At 58.5% G+C, this 17194-nt stretch carries 22 protein-coding genes and 4 pseudogenes; 14 read left to right on the forward strand and 12 right to left on the reverse strand.

The genetic code is table 11. From position 1 onward, the window contains the following. Positions 1-630: 630 nt before the first annotated feature. From ACP97_RS19855 to gvpA, 3 genes are all read right to left on the reverse strand, one after another. Positions 631-789, reverse strand: coding sequence for a hypothetical protein (locus ACP97_RS19855; RefSeq protein ID WP_154019978.1), 159 nt, complete (start codon positions 787-789; stop codon positions 631-633). An 82-nt stretch (positions 790-871) separates the two neighbouring features. Then, on the reverse strand, positions 872-1396 hold the full coding sequence (locus ACP97_RS08065; RefSeq protein ID WP_049997332.1) for a gas vesicle protein GvpO: 525 nt from the start codon (positions 1394-1396) through the stop codon (positions 872-874). Between the two features lie 66 nt (positions 1397-1462). Continuing rightward, positions 1463-1777, reverse strand: coding sequence for a gas vesicle protein GvpA (gvpA, locus tag ACP97_RS08070; protein WP_049997333.1), 315 nt, complete (start codon positions 1775-1777; stop codon positions 1463-1465). Positions 1778-1905: 128 nt separating this feature from the next. Between gvpA and ACP97_RS08075 the strand changes: the two genes are divergently transcribed. From ACP97_RS08075 to gvpJ, 4 genes are read left to right on the forward strand one after another with little or no spacing between them, the layout of a single operon-like run. Next, entirely contained in the window at positions 1906-2088 is a 183-nt protein-coding gene (locus ACP97_RS08075) for a hypothetical protein (protein ID WP_049997334.1), read from the forward strand. 13 nt (positions 2089-2101) lie between these two features. Continuing rightward, positions 2102-2578: a gas vesicle protein GvpH gene (gene gvpH / locus ACP97_RS08080; RefSeq protein ID WP_049997335.1), complete on the forward strand. Its 477-nt coding sequence runs from the start codon at positions 2102-2104 to the stop codon at positions 2576-2578. Beyond that, entirely contained in the window at positions 2575-3699 is a 1125-nt protein-coding gene (locus ACP97_RS08085) for a hypothetical protein (protein ID WP_049997336.1), read from the forward strand. The genes gvpH and ACP97_RS08085 overlap by 4 nt, the downstream gene beginning before the upstream one ends. Then, positions 3692-4150: a gas vesicle protein GvpJ gene (gene gvpJ, locus ACP97_RS08090; RefSeq protein ID WP_049997337.1), complete on the forward strand. Its 459-nt coding sequence runs from the start codon at positions 3692-3694 to the stop codon at positions 4148-4150. Before ACP97_RS08085 ends, gvpJ begins: the two co-directional genes overlap by 8 nt. A gap of 16 nt (positions 4151-4166) precedes the next feature. On the opposite strand, the gene ACP97_RS08095 is transcribed toward gvpJ, so the two are convergent. Both ACP97_RS08095 and ACP97_RS20390 read right to left on the reverse strand, forming a co-directional pair. Further along, entirely contained in the window at positions 4167-4712 is a 546-nt protein-coding gene (locus ACP97_RS08095) for a transposase (RefSeq protein WP_079977591.1), read from the reverse strand. Beyond that, positions 4627-5232: an IS630 family transposase gene (locus ACP97_RS20390; RefSeq protein WP_154019979.1), complete on the reverse strand. Its 606-nt coding sequence runs from the start codon at positions 5230-5232 to the stop codon at positions 4627-4629. Before ACP97_RS20390 ends, ACP97_RS08095 begins: the two co-directional genes overlap by 86 nt. Positions 5233-5292: 60 nt before the next feature. On the opposite strand from ACP97_RS20390, the pseudogene gvpK reads away from it, so the two are divergent. Next, positions 5293-5466 (forward strand): annotated as a pseudogene (gene gvpK, locus ACP97_RS21025) (gas vesicle protein GvpK); the annotation flags it as partial. Positions 5467-5507: 41 nt separating this feature from the next. On the opposite strand, the gene ACP97_RS21415 reads toward gvpK, so the two are convergent. The 4 genes from ACP97_RS21415 to ACP97_RS08115 all read right to left on the reverse strand — a co-directional run bounded on the left by ACP97_RS21415 (position 5508) and on the right by ACP97_RS08115 (position 7730). Further along, on the reverse strand, positions 5508-5672 hold the full coding sequence (locus ACP97_RS21415) for a DUF7563 family protein (protein WP_449404920.1): 165 nt from the start codon (positions 5670-5672) through the stop codon (positions 5508-5510). A gap of 159 nt (positions 5673-5831) precedes the next feature. Further along, positions 5832-6038, reverse strand: coding sequence for a hypothetical protein (locus tag ACP97_RS19860; protein ID WP_154019980.1), 207 nt, complete (start codon positions 6036-6038; stop codon positions 5832-5834). A gap of 101 nt (positions 6039-6139) precedes the next feature. Next, complete coding sequence (locus tag ACP97_RS08110; RefSeq protein WP_049997351.1) at positions 6140-6823, reverse strand: helix-turn-helix domain-containing protein; 684 nt, start codon at positions 6821-6823, stop codon at positions 6140-6142. A 91-nt stretch (positions 6824-6914) separates the two neighbouring features. Then, positions 6915-7730: a TrmB family transcriptional regulator gene (locus tag ACP97_RS08115; RefSeq protein WP_049997339.1), complete on the reverse strand. Its 816-nt coding sequence runs from the start codon at positions 7728-7730 to the stop codon at positions 6915-6917. A 307-nt stretch (positions 7731-8037) separates the two neighbouring features. Here ACP97_RS08115 and ACP97_RS08120 point away from each other — a divergent pair, with 307 nt between their 5' ends. After that, positions 8038-8838, forward strand: coding sequence for a TrmB family transcriptional regulator (locus ACP97_RS08120; protein WP_049997340.1), 801 nt, complete (start codon positions 8038-8040; stop codon positions 8836-8838). Positions 8839-9022: 184 nt separating this feature from the next. Then, a complete protein-coding gene (locus ACP97_RS20395; protein WP_049997341.1) occupies positions 9023-9220 on the forward strand; it encodes a hypothetical protein in 198 nt (65 codons plus the stop codon). A gap of 69 nt (positions 9221-9289) precedes the next feature. On the opposite strand, the gene ACP97_RS08130 is transcribed toward ACP97_RS20395, so the two are convergent. Next, complete coding sequence (locus ACP97_RS08130) at positions 9290-9775, reverse strand: bacterio-opsin activator domain-containing protein (RefSeq protein ID WP_049997342.1); 486 nt, start codon at positions 9773-9775, stop codon at positions 9290-9292. A gap of 285 nt (positions 9776-10060) precedes the next feature. Here ACP97_RS08130 and ACP97_RS08135 point away from each other — a divergent pair, with 285 nt between their 5' ends. The 3 genes from ACP97_RS08135 (at position 10061) to ACP97_RS08145 (ending at position 13436) form a co-directional block, all read left to right on the forward strand. Beyond that, on the forward strand, positions 10061-10720 hold the full coding sequence (locus ACP97_RS08135) for a helix-turn-helix domain-containing protein (RefSeq protein ID WP_049997343.1): 660 nt from the start codon (positions 10061-10063) through the stop codon (positions 10718-10720). Between the two features lie 447 nt (positions 10721-11167). Continuing rightward, positions 11168-12145, forward strand: a complete 978-nt coding sequence (locus tag ACP97_RS08140; protein ID WP_079977592.1) for an IS1595 family transposase — start codon at positions 11168-11170, stop codon at positions 12143-12145. A gap of 445 nt (positions 12146-12590) precedes the next feature. Continuing rightward, positions 12591-13436 carry a GNAT family N-acetyltransferase gene (locus tag ACP97_RS08145; RefSeq protein ID WP_049997345.1) on the forward strand — a complete coding sequence of 282 codons (846 nt, stop codon included), beginning with the start codon at positions 12591-12593 and terminating at the stop codon, positions 13434-13436. Between the two features lie 138 nt (positions 13437-13574). Here the strand turns inward: ACP97_RS08145 and ACP97_RS08150 are convergent, their stop codons facing one another. Beyond that, on the reverse strand, positions 13575-13862 hold the full coding sequence (locus ACP97_RS08150) for a hypothetical protein (protein ID WP_049997346.1): 288 nt from the start codon (positions 13860-13862) through the stop codon (positions 13575-13577). A 125-nt stretch (positions 13863-13987) separates the two neighbouring features. On the opposite strand from ACP97_RS08150, the pseudogene ACP97_RS19865 reads away from it, so the two are divergent. The 4 genes and pseudogenes from ACP97_RS19865 to ACP97_RS08170 form a co-directional block, all read left to right on the forward strand. Beyond that, a pseudogene (locus tag ACP97_RS19865) lies at positions 13988-14311 on the forward strand (hypothetical protein); the annotation flags it as partial. Between the two features lie 26 nt (positions 14312-14337). After that, positions 14338-14652: a DUF5789 family protein gene (locus ACP97_RS08160; protein WP_049997348.1), complete on the forward strand. Its 315-nt coding sequence runs from the start codon at positions 14338-14340 to the stop codon at positions 14650-14652. 188 nt (positions 14653-14840) lie between these two features. Then, positions 14841-15011, forward strand: a pseudogene (locus ACP97_RS19870) (ISH6 family transposase); the annotation flags it as partial. A 346-nt stretch (positions 15012-15357) separates the two neighbouring features. Beyond that, positions 15358-16827: a sodium:solute symporter family protein gene (locus ACP97_RS08170; protein ID WP_272913441.1), complete on the forward strand. Its 1470-nt coding sequence runs from the start codon at positions 15358-15360 to the stop codon at positions 16825-16827. A 198-nt stretch (positions 16828-17025) separates the two neighbouring features. Here the strand turns inward: ACP97_RS08170 and ACP97_RS20790 are convergent. Beyond that, positions 17026-17194: pseudogene (locus ACP97_RS20790) on the reverse strand (ISH3 family transposase); the annotation flags it as partial.

The raw sequence follows: 17194 nt of genomic DNA on the forward strand, positions 1-17194 counted from the left end.
TATTTTAGTACGTCTATTACTTTCTCATTTTGTCTTGTTTTCTTTTGTTGCGCATGTGAATCAGATACTCGAACTCATCTTCTTCTACCTCATCGGCGAATGTGTATAATGTGCCGGTGTGATCTGAGAGCGACGCGGTGATTCTGGCGTGTTTTTTTTTTAATGATACGGCGACCACCGAGATCTACACACTGCATATCGTCGGCAGCGTCAGATGTGTATAAGAGACAGTTGAGTACACAGCAGCGCTTCTGAACTCCAGTGAACCGGTCCACTACTACGTTCACCTCGACAGCTCACCGGTTCAGAGGAGATGGTGAGATTTCAGTTGGGAACTACCGACTCTTGCTCCTACTCACACTCTCGTTCTCCGTCCCCACTCGAAATGAAACCATGTTGTAAACAAGGAGTGCGGTGAGGTGCGCCGGACGCTACTGCCAGGGGCACTTGGTGACGGGAGTTCGCACAACCGAGTCCGCTTCCGGTCCCCCACACGCCTCCAACTCATCGATACAGCTGCTATCGGCTAAAGTGGGCTACATGGATGTCCATCCTCGGTCGGGAGTACGACCTACTTCTACTGTTTCGTAGCACGCTGGGCAAGACGAGCGCTCGCTGTCGAGTCAAACTTCAGTCCGCACGAAGAACTGCAGTCTGTCGTCTGGCATCGATAACAGAGTCGGTTCTCGAACAGAGTCCCTTCTCGATATAGACCGAGAGCATCGATCCACCGCAGTTGGGGCACTCGTCGATCAGGTTCTCGTTGTCGTCAAGTTCTGGCTTGCTCATTCGACGACCAGTTCGCTTTCGACTCGTCGCTTGTGTGCACACGGAATTGCTCGGAGAGCGCCTGATGACCGGGCAACGGCCTTCAGGTCGAGGCCGAGGCCGCCGCTTCCTCGTCGCTTCTGGTGTCACCGCGGCGATAGCGGTCGAGTCGTCGGTAGCCGGTGATCGCCGCCTCCTCGTCGAGTTCGAGCGTGTATCGTCCGAGGATGTCCTGGGTGTCCGGCACCGAGCGGCGTTCGATGATCTCCACGATGGCGTGCCAGCCGTCGTCGCCGTGGCCAATCTCCACGACGCTGTCGAGCGGGCGACCGATGAGGTCCGCGGCGGCGTCGCGAATGTTGTTTCTGATGTCGACGATGCCGACGCCGGAGGTGGCGTTCCCATTCGTCTCGTCGGCGTCGTCGTCGTCATTTTCGCCTTCGCTCGCCTCGGCTCCGTCGTCGCTAACGGTTTCGAGGCGTTCGGCGATGGCCTCTTTGGCCCCGGACCTGTTCTTCCCGTCGGATTCGGCTTCGCGGACCTCCCGAAGAACTCCGCCGTCGTCGATTGAGTCGAGTTCATCGCGCAGTTCGTCGACTGTGTATTCGCTTGGATCGATGTCGGTCATGTGCGTATCGTGAATTTCCGGACGAATAACTACTGTTGTGGTCGGTGCTGTCCCCGACTGTGGGGGTTACTGTTCGGCTTCCTGCTCTTCCTCGATGCGGACCTCGGGTTCGTCGGGTTCGGGCTGGACCATCGGCGAGGTGCCGAAGTCGAGGTCCTTGAGGTCTTGCATCTCGCCCGATTCGGCCGCCAACTCCAGCTTCGATATTTCCTTCCCGTAGTGGAGGAACGTATCGACCGAGGCGACGACGATGCGCGCCTCCACAGTGAGGATTTCGATACCGACGACCGACACCCGCGCCCAGATGTCGATAACGATGCCCTTATCGAGGATGCGGTCGAGCACCTCCGCCAGACTGTCGCTTGAGGGTCGTGCACTCATCGTAAGACCACGATCACTCCCTTCCATTAACCCTTTGCCCCGGCGTGGGCAGGCCCGATCGACGGCCGTGGCGCGGAGGGTTGCGCTTGCCGGCGATACGTCTATTAGTCCGACTGTACAACCGCCTCATGGCGCGGACAGAAGCGCGTCGTTTCATCATGATCGAGAACCTCTATGCATACGACGTCGTGGAAGACGCCGATTTCGAACTCGACATCGAGGGTGTCGACGAGGCCGAATGGACCTACACCGTGAACCACGGTCCCCTCGCGGCCGTCGTGAACGACATCGACACAATGGATCCAGGGTAGAGGTGAAACGATAATGACATCCGATGACCGAACCGAAAACGACGACGGATCGAAAACCGGGAGGTTCATCCACACAGTGCTGACCGACGTATTCGAGACGCTCGCCGACATGGACGAGGGCAAGCGTCGGCGCGGGGTCGGCAGCACGCGTGAGGGCAGAACGCGCTTCGACTATGGGTTCGACGTCGGTATCGGCCCGGGAACTGACGGTGCTTCCCAGCGGCGGCTGGAAAAGCCGGACCCCGACGCCGATTCCGTCGCGGTGGTCCAGCCCACGGACGGTGGCTACGTCGTCACGCTCGACCTGCCTGACGTCGACCCGCACGAACTTTCAGCCGGCGTCGACGACAAGCAGACGCTCGTGGTCGCCGACGACGGCGGTGTCGTCGGGCGGGTTTCGCTCCCACAAGAGAATCTCGAAGTCGGCGACGCATCGTACAACAACGGCGTCCTCAATGTTCGACTCGATGCAACAGGGAGCGAAAAATGAGCGATTCGGACGAGGCCGACCGCGAGGAACTAACCGAGACCGCAGCGAAGCTCGATTCGGCGCTGGATTCGGCAGAGGGCGACGGGGATCAACCGGCGGATAAAACCACTCCCTCCGACGGCGATTCCAGGTCTTTCGTAGAGGACATCCGGCACGGGCTCCGTGACGGACTCGGCGAGAGCCTTGGGGCGAGCGAGGAGAGCGGTCTCGGCGGGCAGTTCGGGCGGATGCTTGGCGAGATGGTGATCAGAACCATCGCGGCGGAGTTCGGCCGCCACACGGGCAGCGAGAATGACGGGGGCATCGACCCGGGTGACGTCTTCGGCGAGGAGTCGCTCACGGCGGCGGCCGAGGACGTACTCCCCGAAACGACGGACGCCCTCTCGGAAGGAGGAGATGTCGTCGAGGAGACGAAGGAATTACTCGAAACGGTGGACCTCAGCGAGCTTCCCGACGCCATCGACATGAGCGAACTCCCAGAGGCGATCGACATGAGCGAGGTCCCAGCTGCGGTCGCAAACGCCGACCCCAAACGGGCGGTCGAACCTAAACAGCTGGCTTCGCTCATCGAGTTCGGCGATCTCTTCGACGCGACCGACATTCGGGCGTTCATGCAGAACAAGGATGAACTCGAAGACGAAGTCGACGACCTCACCGACGACGAGGGCGAAGACGACTCAGGCCTCGTCGATTCGCTCGGTTCGGATTCGTCCGCCGGCTCCGACCTCGTGGATTCGGTTGGTTCGTCCGCCGACTCCGAGTCGGGTGGCGGCGAATCATTCATCGAACAGGGCGAAGCGATGCAGGCCGCGATCCAGTCGAAACTGCAGGACGCCATCGGTGAGTTCCGTGAGAGCGCCCTTGATGCGCGCGACGGGTTGAAGGACGCGCGCGACGAGGCCGAAAAACAGGTCGAGGAAAAAACCGGCGGCGGCACCGGCCAGCCCTCTTCGCGTAACCCGACGGCGTTTTCGACGATGACGTCGGGCTGGAACTCGGGTGGCTGGTCGTCGGCGAACTTCTCGACGGTGCCGAAGACCACGCGCCATTCGAACGCGCCCGGCCACTTCCGGATCTACGGCCGACGTTTCGACGAGCGCGAGGAAGACGACGATGAGTAGCGGTGGTCCCGCCCGCCAATCCGACAGCCTCGCCGACGTGGTGGAGATGCTGCTCGACAAGGGTGTGGTCATCAACGCCGACATCGTGGTCTCGATCGGCGATACCGAACTACTCGGGGTGCAACTCAGAGCAGCGATCGCCTCTTTCGAGACCGCCGCCGAATACGGCTTGGAGTTCCCCGACGGCACCGACATGCGTCGAGTCGAGCAGGCATCGGGGCGCTCCGAACTCGAAGACGACGAGACGGTCACGGTCAAAGGGGTGGACAAGGACGACTCGGCGCTCGAAGGCGAAGACGAGGAATCCGACACCGACCGCCAATCGGCACCCGAGATTGGTGCGCGGCCGAACGCCGGGGTGCGCGCGGGACACACGACCAGATCCGACGACGAGGGCGATGGGGGCGGGAAAACCGAAAAAGGAAACGGGGAAAGCGAGGCCGACTCATAGGGTCGGTGACGAATCTTTACCCCTCCGTTGAGCAGAGATAGTTCCAAATGTTCGGCTCATCGATTGCATCGATTCCTTTCAGAATGGACGCTTTCAGCGTTGAGAGGTCCGGAATCAGCCGGTGCTTGAACCACTCATAGAGCTGATTCCAGCAGCCTTCCACTGGGTTGAGCTCGGGTAGTTTCGACGGGAAGTACCAAACTGCCAGCTCTTCTCCACGCACGCACGAGACCGAACTGTCTCCGACAGTTCTGGTCTCGCGCTCACCACTCACGAACTCCCAGAGATCCCTCGCATAGAAGTATCCCGCCCGATCGAGGAACACCACCAACTCCTCGCCGAATTCGTCTTGGAGTGCCTCTAACAAGCGAATTCCGTGGTATCGTGTGAGATTTTCTTCCGTCCAGCAGTAGAAGCTATCACCGTCGTCGGTGATAGCGCCAAGTACCGTCACCTTGTCCCACGAATTCGATGTTTCAATCGTTGGGTCTGACCCGATCGGATACCAACCATGCCGCTGGACGGTGCCGACACGTTTGGTGAACTGATCGACGACAACCACCGTCTTCTCGGCTAGTTCGGGGCGTTTTTTCGACTGTCGCTTGGAATTCTTCTTCCTCCTCGGGGTCGGCTTCGTGATGGCGAGGCCGCGCTGTCCGCCAGGACAGCCCGGCCTCCGTCAGCAGATAGCGCGCATGCCGATCGCTGTACTCGACATCGTATGCCTGAGCGACATAGTGGAGGAGAAGCTTCGGCGACCAGGCCTGTTGGTCGTAGCCCAGCTCGGTAGGTGAGTCTTGGAGCACCTCTTCGAGGTGCTCACGCTGTTCTCTGGTGAGTTTTGAAGGACCACCAGGGCGAGGAGCGTCGTAGGGAGCCTGCTCGATCGGTTGCTCGACAAACCGATCGAGCCAGTTACGGATGGTTTTCTCAACAACGCCGTGACGCTCAGCGAGGGTATCGATCTGAGCACCTTGCTTGCGGCCGATCGCCGCGAGAACGCGTTCTCGCGGCTTTTCACCCTCCGTTTGCTCACGCACCTCGTGGAGTTCTTCCAGAGTGATATCGTCGAGCCGACCCATTACATCGGGCTACTGTCTATGTCGGTAAAGATCTTTAGCCGACCCTATCAGAGGCGGACGATGACGACGATTGACGTCGATGGTGAAGAGGCGCGCGACGGGCTGATGACGTTCGTCGTCGCGGTCGTGGAACTGCTGGACGCGATGGAGCAGGAGGCCATACGACGGATGGAGTCGGGCGAACTTCTCGGCAGAAGCGCGAATCGGGCGGTACTCGCATCAGTGAGTACGGAGGACCGTGGCGTCAGCGTTCCAACCGGCTGGGGTGCTATCACTCATCGGTTCGTCTGGCGCGGGGAGTGTGCATCACGTACCTCCGCCCCGTCCCGGAGTTTGTCCTCACAGTTGGGACAGACGCGCACGTTCCCCATCCCATCGGGTGCGAACACCCGCACGTATTGGTCGGTGACGAATCCGCCGCAGTTGTGACAGTCTGGCATTGATGAGTTCTCCCGAGTCATACTACGTTTCAGTGACTCGGTAATACCCCGACATGGACATCCAACCTTGGACGTGACCGGATGCGAGTCACGGCTCCCAGTCGACGAACACGGAACGAACGCGAGCGGTCTTCTCTTACTCGACTCGACGCCGGGCCATCACGACCGCTCGGTCCACGGGTATCTCCGCTTCGAGACTTCGGTGATTTCGACCGTGTAGTCGGGTTCGTCCGGTCGTGGCGTGCGCACGTCGTATGCACCCGCCACCGAAACACCGTCGCTCCGTGCCTCGTCGACGAGATCGATGAGATCGGTCTCGAAGGCCGGCACATCCATACGATTTGTATCGCTTCGTTGTTGAGACATCGTTGTCCTCCGAGGGCAGTTCAATCGTGGGATACACCCTCACGAACGACACGATACACTCCGGCAAAGCCATCCGGGATGGGTTTCCAAGGTGTTTCGCATTATCCTCTACCAGAGTTCTCAACGGTCTCGAAGTCAGCATCGTCACCAATGAGCAGCGTAGTGAAGACGGTGGTCTGGGCCCGACGGAGCCGCTCACTCGTGGCTTGGTCGGAGATTCCAAACCGGCCCGCGAGCTCCTCAGTCGTGATATCCCGTGGGATGGCGAAGTAGCCTTCTTCGAGCGCGGTGAGCAGGGTTTCGCGCTGAGTCGGGGTCAACCCCGACGTGTCGAGTTCCGGCTTGTCGGGATGATAGAGCCGTTTGAGGTCGAGCGTGACGCCCGCTTGTTCGCAGTCAGCGCTGAACGCGGCGATATCGGCCTCGTCGGGGAAGCGAAACTGGAACTCCCACCGTTCAGTGGTCCCGACTGCTTCGAGAACCGTGGCCCCGTACTCATTGCTAGTCTGAACAAGCCCATTGATATCCGCGGGCCAGTCAACCCGGAAGAGAGCTTGGTCGTCGAGCTCGTCGAGCAACGTGACGTCATGGATGGTCTCGTCCTCCAAGAGCATCGTTTCGAGTGCGCCAGCGTCGGCGTTGTGGGCCCAAAAGAAGGGAATGATCCGATCGGTAGTCGGCACCATCCGCTCGAGTTCGAAGCGTACACCGTCGCCGGCGGACTGGAGCGAGCGACCGAGACCGAAATCACTCGCCGGAACCACCACCTCGACGACGACGCTCATGATGGTCTCCGTTCGGCGCTCCGCCACCGCAGAGGACATATCGGACACAGCTTGCGTGCGGTGGTGGTGGCTGACATGATTGTCATGGCGATCAATCGGTATCGGCTTCACGGAGTTCGTCTGAGCCGTCCAACCCCGCAGAGAGGAGTCGCCGGGCGATCACCAGTAGTCCGTTCCCGACGCCCTCGCTCCAAAGTGCCGACTCACGATGCGGATTCTGTTCCAGCGAGCTCAGCAAAAGCGTGTTGCGGTCGACCAACAACAGTCGTCCGATTGCTTCGTCCTCCTCACCCGCCTGCGGTTGAAGCCATTCGAGTTCGGACTCGAACACCTCCGCGTCGGGGACCGTCTCCTGCAGGCGCTCGTGAACGGACTCCGAGAGCGTGCCGAGATAGATTTTCACCCCTCGTTCGTGAGCGGCGCGCAGCCGGTCGAGCAGCCTCTCGGAGAGCACCTGTTCGCCCTTGACGATCAGAATGATCTCCTCGTTCGCTTTGTCGACGAAGCCGATTGCACGCCGCGTGATGGTGTCGGTCCCGGTGGTCGTCCAGACGTTCGAGTCGTTCCCGACCGCCTCCTCGCCGAGCGAGTCGAGGGCTTCGAGACTACTCTGAAGCGTTGTGAATCGCTCGTCGAAGCGCTGGCGCAACAGCGCCGTCGCCTCGTTGATCGGGACCGCGCGGAACTCCTTGGGGTTCGAATGCTGGACGTCGACCAACCCGACTTCCTGTAACTGCTCGACGGCATTGTACACTCGTGTTCGGGGGACGTCGGCGACCTCGCTGATCTCTTTGGCGGTCGCGGTCGAAACCCGCGCGAGCGCTGCGAAACACTCGGCCTCGTATTTCTTCAGTCCGAGGTCGCCTAGCACTTCTATTGCATTCGTTTGAGCGGTCTCGTGGTCCATTGGGTGTCACTTCCCGATGATCCGCGATATACACCGGTGTTGGGTGACTATACAGACGTTTCGTCCGGCCCTACATAGCTTTCGTGGTCTGTAACGACAACTGAAACAACATCATGATGTCAGAACACCATCTATCCCGTTCGTGGTAATGGCGTCTGTTTGACGGAGCACAGTTTCACCGATTTCCTCACAAAGACCTCGCTCAACGCTACCAAGAGTTTGACTCAGAATCTCACAAAACACACAAGTACAAGGACGGAGTAGAGTTCGAGAGCACGTGGTCCCGCCTGCCACGTTTCTGTAACCAATGACCGATTCCTCACCGGACCGAACCGTCGACGATGCCGCCGAGTTGTTCGAGCATCTCGGATTGAGCCAGTACGAAGCCCGAAGCTACATCGCCCTCCTCCGACTCGGATCGGGAACCGCCCGCGAGATCAGCAACACCACCGACGTGCCGCGCACTCGGATCTACGATGCGGTCGAATCGTTGGAAAACTGGGGACTGGTCGACGTCCAGCACGCCTCGCCCAAACGGTTCCAGCCGGTTTCGCGCGAGACCGCCATGCGAATCTTCCGGCGCGAGTATAACCTCACTTTTAGGGATCTCTCGGAACGCCTCGACGCACTCGAACCCGCCGATCGCTCGCGCGAACAGCCGGGCGTCTGGTCGCTCACCGGGCGCGGTGCGGTCGATACTCGGGTCGTCGAACTGATCGGCGACGCCCAGGACGACCTCATCTTCTTGACCGTCGGGGAGTTGCTCACCGAGGGCGTACTCGACGAACTGGCGGCGGCCGCAGACCGGGGTGTGTCCATCCGGGTAGCTGATGGAACAGCAGCGACACATGAACGGGTGGCGTCCGCGGTTCCTGAAGTCGAGTTCGTCGAACCACCGTGGGAGTGGCACGCCACCCCGACAGGTCGGCTGGTGATGGCCGACGGTGAGACGATCTTGATGAGCGTCTTCGAGAACGGTGGCTCACCAACGGAGACCGCGATCTGGGGGACCGGCAGTCGGAACAGCCTGGTGGTCGTCCTCAAGGCGATTTTCGCGTGGTGGCTCGGCAACGCCGACCGGTTCCCGCTCTCGGGTGAGTCGGGGTGAGCGCGTCGGCATGTTCGGTCATATATACCGACGCCGAGCAAACGGACCGAGAATCGCACGCACCAATCGATAAGAGTCTTGTACCGTCCCTCCGTTCATGGAAGCAGTGCGACATGGCCCGCTCACAGAGATTATCGCAAATCCTCACAAAACGCTTTTTGGAGCGTAGGTGTTATCGCATACCATGAGTTGTGTCAGAGAAAACTACTGCACCGAGTGCGAGTGGTCCGTCAGTAGTGGGGATCACCCGGTCCCCGAACGGACACAGCTCGCCATCGAGCACGCGGTCACGACGGGGCACGACATCGACTGTATTCTCGATACCGAAGAGCCATCGACCGACGCATTCGCCGTAGATTCCGCGGAACAGTCGGTAGACTGAGGATGCGGCTAGTCGGCCAGTCCCCGTGATCCACCCCTCGCCCATCGACCATCGACAATCGATTACCCTCTACGTCCCGGTGAAACCGGCGTCGGTCGATGGGCGACCGTCGGCTTCGTGTATGCGTTCGATATCGACGGTCACTCCCTGTTCGGTCCAGTGTTCGTGTGCCTCTAGGAGATTCTCTCGACGTGGATAGAGCAGCTGGAATCGCCAGCGTGCCTGTTGGCCACGGATATTGAGAATTCTACCATTTGCTGCGGTAAGTGTATTCAGCACCCGGTAGACGTCGTCGCTCCAGTCCACCCGGTAGGAGCATGCATCCTCCGCTCCCTGAGAGCTGAGCGGTGACGCACACTCGACGCTTGGATCAGCCGCGAAGGCGTCGTCGAGTGCATCGCGGTCGCCCCCACGCACGCGAACCACGGGAGTCGCTGTCTCATCGCCGGACTCAATGATCGGATCGACCGCGGCTTCCATGTCGGGAAGCATTTCGAACGTCGTGGACAGCGCGAACTCGGTTGCTGGGACTCGCGCCGTAACAACAGTCTCCATCTAGCGGGAGTTTTCTTCCACCGTGCGGATAACGGTGTTGTGAGGGATACCGTGAAATAATCATGGTTCTTGATCGGCAGTCGAAATCCGTATCCAAATCAATCACGGCTGTATTGCGCGATCACAGTGGTTGCGTGAGTCCGGGTGGAAAACAACCCTTGAATTATTCACGGGTCTGTTCCGATTCAAATCACAATATACTATAATATACCATTTTCGATGGAAGTCTAGTCGTCAGATGACGCGACCAACGCTCTTTCATTTGCAAGCGGCGTTTCTCCGCTCATGGCTTCAATCGCAGAGTTCGTTATTCCGGCCGACGAGTTCGCGCTCCGGGAGACGCTCGAACGCCGGCCCGAGCTCGTCTGCGAAGTCGAGCGCGTGGTTGCCCACGACACGACCCACATCATCCCGTTTATTTGGGTTTCTGGCGGGGAACTCGACGGTCTCACGCAACTGCTCGACACCGATCCGAGTGTCAACGACATCGAACTGCTCTCCGAGACGGACGACGAACGTTTGTATCGGCTTTCATGGGCTGACGAAGCCCGCGTCGTCGGTCATATGGTCTCTGAGTGGAAGGCGACGGTCCACCAAGCCGTTGCCGCGGATGGCCAGTGGTCCCTGCGGGTGTTGTTTCCCGACCGAAGCGCTATGTCAGAAGTGAGTGAATTCGCTCGTGAGCACGGGTTGTCTCTCGACCTTCGCCGGCTCTACGAGGTCGACAACGCCGAGCGGGCCCGCTTTGACCTCACTGAAAGTCAACAGAAAGCACTGACTGCAGGCTACGAGCACGGGTATTACGAGATCCCACGGGATATCGATATGGCCGACCTCGCCACAATGCTCGACATCTCTCATCAAGCACTCTCCGAGCGGCTGCGCCGCGCAACGGGAAATCTCATCGAAAACACGCTCCTGGTCGATGAGACCGAAGACGAGTGACCCAACGGCATGGCTTACTTCCATCTAATGTCGGGGGGTTTCGCACAACCACAACACGCTCGCGCACCCCGACCGCCGCTCAGGCACTCTCATGTTGATTTCTACTCAGTCATCCGCGAACCTCCCCTGCCTCAATGTCGTAGTTGTCTGGGCAAAGGCAACACGACATGCAGTCGAACGCAGTCACGATTACCACTCCTCGAACTGCTGCTCATCACTGACGAGTACGAACAGCTCCTTCGGACGACTGGCTCTTAGCGCGACGAGCTGCGACCTTCACCGCTACCAGCGCGTCGAGAGATTAGCGACGAGGATCCCTATCTCGGCGTGAGTCCGCGTCATCTCCAACGTATCGTGAAGAACACCCCAGACCGCACGGCTGACGACGATTTTCGCTCTTGCCGAATCTGGTGAAACAGTCGCGGAGGAACTACAGCATCCCGCCGTATGCTAGTGGATGTGCTCCAACGGACAGCTTTCGGCGGGATGCTCCAGGAAGTTGTTGAGCGCCAAGCAATAGTGTTCCGCCCCGAGCCGCTCGACGCCATCGTCGAGCGGCGCTGCAAGCGTGCGTGGGAGCAGGCTCCCTGTCCCGAGTGTGGGGAAACAACTCTCCAGACTCGGGACGAGAGTCCCCGAGTCTGGTGTCGTAACTGCCGCTATAGCTTCACATACACCCGAAACACGCCGTTCGCAAACACCGGTCTTACACCCGGTGAACTCCTTCTCATCTTCATTCTCTACGCTGATACCTTGCTCAGCATCAACCAGATCGCCCAGCTATTCGATTCCTGCTACGACACGATCCATATACAACTCCGTGAGGGGGAAGCCGCGTTCGAACGCGGCTTTCCCCTCGTCTGGGAACGCATCCAGCACACCGTTGAGGGACCAACACAGATCGATGAAACCGGCTCGAAGTGTTCGGGCTACAAAGGTCAATCGCCGCCGCGGGATGGTCTCTCCCGCGGCGGTTCTGGGGAACCGGGCCGATCACGCTGGGAGGGAGCACCGGGCGACAAACTCACGCTCGTCGCGGCGAGCCGCGACGTGCTTCGGGTGATCTCAGCCGAAGAAGGATCAAAATACGACGAGAATCTCGGGCCAGTGATCGAGGAAGCAGGCGATCTCTCCCAGCCGCTGGGAGAGATCTGGACCGACGAACTTCCTGCGTATCAGCAGATGAACCACGAGCATCGAACCGTTGTTCACGACGATAAGTACGTCTCAGACGATGGCGTCCACACAAATCAAGTCGAATGCCTCTGGTCGCTGATCCAGCCGTGGCTGGAGAAGTTCCGCGGTCTCTCCAAACCAGGATTGGAGCAGTCCGTCCGAACCTACGGGTTCGTACGGACGTTGAACCTCGTCGGAGCACCGCTACACGGTCTCGTTGACTGCTTCGCCCTCAACGTGTTTCACTAGATTCGGCAAGAGCGACGATTTTACTATGGAGAGGATATCATGAAGCAATTTCAGGCTCGTCACCATGATGCTGTAGCGAGGAGCTTTACAATCGAGTTGGGGTGACGCCAGCAGTGGTGAGACGATCATCATCGCGATTTTTCTCGTTGTCACTGGGTTAGCTATCCCGGTAGTTCCGATCGTCTGGATCGCGCGTGTCATTGCGAACTGATCGGTACTAGCTGTAAGAAGCACACTTCTGCTCGTGTATGAGAGTCGCTATTCGAGGCTGGATTGGTGGTTTGTCGGTCGGTTCTGGTCCTCAGATGCACCTTCTGAGAGTTCGTTTGTCCACCCTTTATCCATAGTAAAGAATATTTAGTTTTTCTATCTACTTAGACGATTAATGGGGGTGTTTGCACGATCGTGGTGAGAGTTTATCCGGATGAGAGGCCAATCATTCGAAATGCAACTTCGTGAAGCAACTAGCGCCGACACGACGCGTCTTCGCGAGCTCGCCAAGAGCACAATGACCAGTACGTATGCTCTCAGCCCCCAGCAACTCGATGCCATCGTCGAAGAGCACTTTGGGGAGGACCATCTTCTGGAGGTGATCGATGACGGAACTCGCACCCTGCTTGTCAAAGAGAGTAGCGTAGGCAAGACCGATGGCGATGATGAAGCTGAAACGGAAACAACGATCGCTGGATTAGTCGAAGGGTCCCTCGAAGAAAACAACGGGGCGATACACTGGCTGTTCGTCGATCCAGAACACCGCGGAAAGGGGATCGGCACCGAACTCTTCGAATCAATGATCGAGAGGCTTCGAAACCAGGACGCAGAACACGTCACGGCAAGCACTCTTGAGGCCAACATGGAGGGTCACCAGTTCTTCGAGGAGCTCGGGTTCGAACGAGCGGGCGACCGTACCATCGAGGTCGGCGGTGAATCGCTTACCGAATACGAGTACGCCGAATCAGCGCCCAATTCGCCCTCAGAACCGATTTCCGGGCAGGATATGGAGCCTGATACTGAGCTTCCAGAGGCCGAGACGAGCAATGGCATCACCACTGCTACGACCGATGACGGACAGCAGGCATACATAAATCGGGACGAAATGAACACCGGGACTGAAGGACCCTTCTTCGTCGTCTATACTGATGAGGAATACACCGAGCAGTTCGGGTACTACTGTGCCAACTGCGGGTCCTTGGATACGGTAATGGACAATATGGAGCGGATCGAATGCAGTGGCTGCGGGAATGCCCATGCAGAGCGATCGGGCGACGCGTACGATGATTCGTACTTGTAGAAGGATAATCTTTCGTAGATATAAGTCATCCTCCCGAATACGCACGCGTTTTTAACGGATGCGAATGCCGGTAGCCACTTTCGGCCCCATCCGCGGCCATGTTTTCGATTCGCGTCTCTCTATAGTTCGACAGAGGAGTCAGTCTTCGTTATCGGTCTCAGGGCGGACATCGTCATCAGTTCCGGCTGGCCCGGCTGCCTCGGATGGTTCCGCTGCTGACAGAGATTCGTTGTTCTCCTCGGTGATTGAGCCAGTAGAGCCGCTTGCATCGGAGGATGCAGCTGCAGCGTCCTTACTCTCGCCTCGTTCCTTGTCGGGCGCAATTCCGTGTTCTTCCTCTCTGTGTTCGGTTAACTGGTCTTTTTCCTCGAACTCCTCGTCACAACGTTGGCACGAAAACACCGTTCGTTGAGATTCACTTGTCATCGCCACCTGTTCCATCTCTGGCGACTAAAGCGTTCTACTGGCGTCTGCAACTCTTCGATTTCTCCCTCTGAACGAAGTTCGACCTCTTCGAGGTTGAACAAGTGGATCAAAACAGTCAGCCGAGGACTGACGGGTTTCGGGCGTACTATCCGCTTGAGGAAGACGACGCATTCGAGCGCGAATACGTCGTCCACGGAGACGGTGAATACGTTAACGGAGAGGTCTACGTCAACATCTGCGAGAGCCACGGTCGCACCAGCGAACCGTGGCTCTCACCCTATCGAGGCGTCTCAAAGGACAAGCTCACTTGGTATCTTCGGGTGTTTCAACTCCGCAGAGAGCTATTCACTCAACCCGGTCGAAAAGCGCTCAAACACGCTGTTCGAGCCGCTCTCTGGGATCAACAATGTGCTACAAAGCGATCAGGAACAGAGCAAGCACAACTTTGAGTGTGCTTCGCATCGTCCCTTTCATTATGTCTAATCAAGACGATACTCGTGAACAGGGCATTGAGTTCGGTGAGTTAGAGGAGACTATGGGATCGCTTGATTACCCCATCGAACACAACGAGCTCGTTGAACAACACGGGGATATTGAACTTGAGGCCCCCGGAGGCAGTTCGACTCTCGCGGAGATACTCGAACCGTTACAGGATCAGGAGCAGACCTACCACGATGCGAGCGAACTTGAGACTATGATTAAGAATATGGTCAGCGAGGATGCTATCGGTCGTGAGGGATATTCAGATCGAGGCACCTCGCCAGATCAGGACGACCAAGAATCGCTCTAACTGCGACAAGCCTCCACTGGGCTTAGTGAAGCTTTCGTAGCCGGCGGGCATCGAGATCAATTAGATGTGTATGACATTTCAATAGCCGATTTCAGACACTAGTTGCCGCTCTCGCCACCATGAGATTTCCTCTCTCAGGGGTCGGCTAGCTGAATTCGTCATGTGAAGTTATCTGGAAAATTTAAGTTCTCTTTCACCTGAAGAACTCGGTCGAGAAACATCGGCCGAATGAGGAGTGGGCGGCGATCCACTTGCTGATCGCCACCACGAAACAGCGTATCCGCCTCCTCGCGTGGCAGCTGGACCAACTCTCGTCACTGAAGACCGCAACGTATCTGCGGACGTGGCTTCAGTCAGTCGACGGCAACGGCGAGTTCTCCTACGGCCGGCAGCCGGGCGGTGGCGAACCCGACCCCGACACGGTTATCGAGATGATGCACAACGAGATCAATTGAAACCTTCACCTGCTGTCCTCGATCCAGTCAATGTACGAATGATCACGCACACGGCCCCACTCCCGAACTGGTAGCAAGCTGTCGACTCATATCCTAGACTAGACGTCAAAGTGTTGTAGATGTCGACCTCCTCGGAACGAACAGCTGACGTATTGTGGCCAGTGATGCAGGAACGTGCCGGGTGTAGGACTATACTGCTGCCCTCAAGACGTGGAGTATGGCTACTCTAACCGATCCGATTGTTTTGACGATGGTTCTGTATTTTTTCGGTACGGTTCTCGTCGCGTGGTGGTTCGGACGCGGAGCGGGGAGTGGCTACGTGAGCTTTACGTTGGCCGGTAAGAACCTCGATTTGCTTCCGTTCACCATGACTTATTTTGCGACGTTCGTCGGTGGTGGTCTCACGATGGGCATCGCCCAGACGGCCTTTATCGAAGGCATCAGCGCCCAATGGTACGCAATGACACAAGGACTCGCATGGATCACGATGTCACTATTCATCGGTTTTCTTTACTCGTTCGATGTCGTCAGTACGCCGGACCTGCTGGGGCGGGTCTTCGGCGACTTTACCAAGTATTTCGCGGCAGTGTTCACGCTGATTGGACAGGTGTCGCTCACGGCAGCCCAGACTATCGGGATGGCGACCATCATCACGACAGTCACCGACATCTCGTTGCAGGTCGGGTTTTGGATCAGCGCGGTGGTATTCATCGGTATCACGGTTTGGGGCGGGATGAACTCCGTTGCATGGGCCGATACGTTCCACGGCATCGTCATCATCGTCGGGATGGTCATTGCGATTCCGGTAGCCCTCGACAACGCCGGAGGTTTCGGTACCGTTGCCACACAGCTTCCCACTTCACACACCAACTGGTTCGGCGTCGGTCTCGTCCAGATCGCCAGTTGGTACCTGCTCTACATCACCGTTGCCGGTGCACAACAGCATCTCCTCCAACGGGCGTGGGCGGCGAAAAACGTCCGTGTCGCCAAATACGGGATATTCCTCTCGGGAGCCGTCATCACCGGCTACGGAATACTGACTGCGACTGCGGGTCTCATTGCAAACGCGCAGGGTGCGACCATCGATTCCTCGCTGGCGTTCGCGTGGACTCTCCAGAACACATTGCCACCCGTTCTCGCCGGGTTGTTGCTCGCAGCAGCCGTTGGCGGCGTCATGAGCGGTGCGGATTCGTTCCTCCTCGCGGGTGCAACGACGTTCGTCAACGACCTCTACATCCCGCTCCGGGGTGGGGCTGAGAACCTCTCTGAGACCCACCTCGTCCGAATGACCCGCGGTGCGATATTGGTCTTCGGTATCGGGGCCGCGCTGGTCGCATTGAGCGGTATCCGCATTGTCGCGGTCGAGAACATCGGACTGGGAATCATGTCGGTGCTGTTCGCCGGCATTCTTGCGATGCTCTGGAAGGGAACGAAACGTGAGGCGGGTCTTCCCGGGTTCATCGTCGGTGGCGCGGTGTTCGTGCTGTGGAACTTCGTCCTCGGCGAACCTGCGCTGTTTGGCGAGGGGCCGCTCGAATCAGCGGTCCCGGCCACGGTCAGTGCCCTCATCACGATTCTCGGCGTGAGCTATGCGCTCCCCGATGGCGAGACGTTCACGCTTGCTGAAATCCGTACCGCGGCGACGCGGGACATGGAGCGGTTCACGGGCGGTGACGTGACGGTTGCTGACGGTGGCGTCGAAACGGACCCCGACGAGTGAGATCAACAATCGGTAGTTCCCAACTGAAATCTCACCATCTCCTCTGAACCGGTGAGCTGTCGAGGTGAACGTAGTAGTGGACCAGTTCACTGGAGTTCAGAAGCGCTGCTGTGTACTCAACGACCCACAGCACCGATTTCTCACGAACCCAGCTGACAGCTGGTGCTCACGAAGGGCACCCTGAGGCCGCGGGCTGGCTCAGCCCGCGGCCGCGGTGTACGCATCCGGCACGCCGACTCCGTTCATCTCGATCTTCCACCGCCGCTCCAACTCCTGCTCCAAGGCCTGTCCGACCCGACCGACAACCCCCTAGAACGCGAACTCCCCGGGCACGGCGCGCCCGCCACGCCACGGGCGGCACACCACC

It is taken from the genome of Halococcus sediminicola (assembly GCF_000755245.1).
In the GTDB taxonomy this organism is placed as follows: Archaea; Halobacteriota; Halobacteria; order Halobacteriales; family Halococcaceae; genus Halococcus; species Halococcus sediminicola.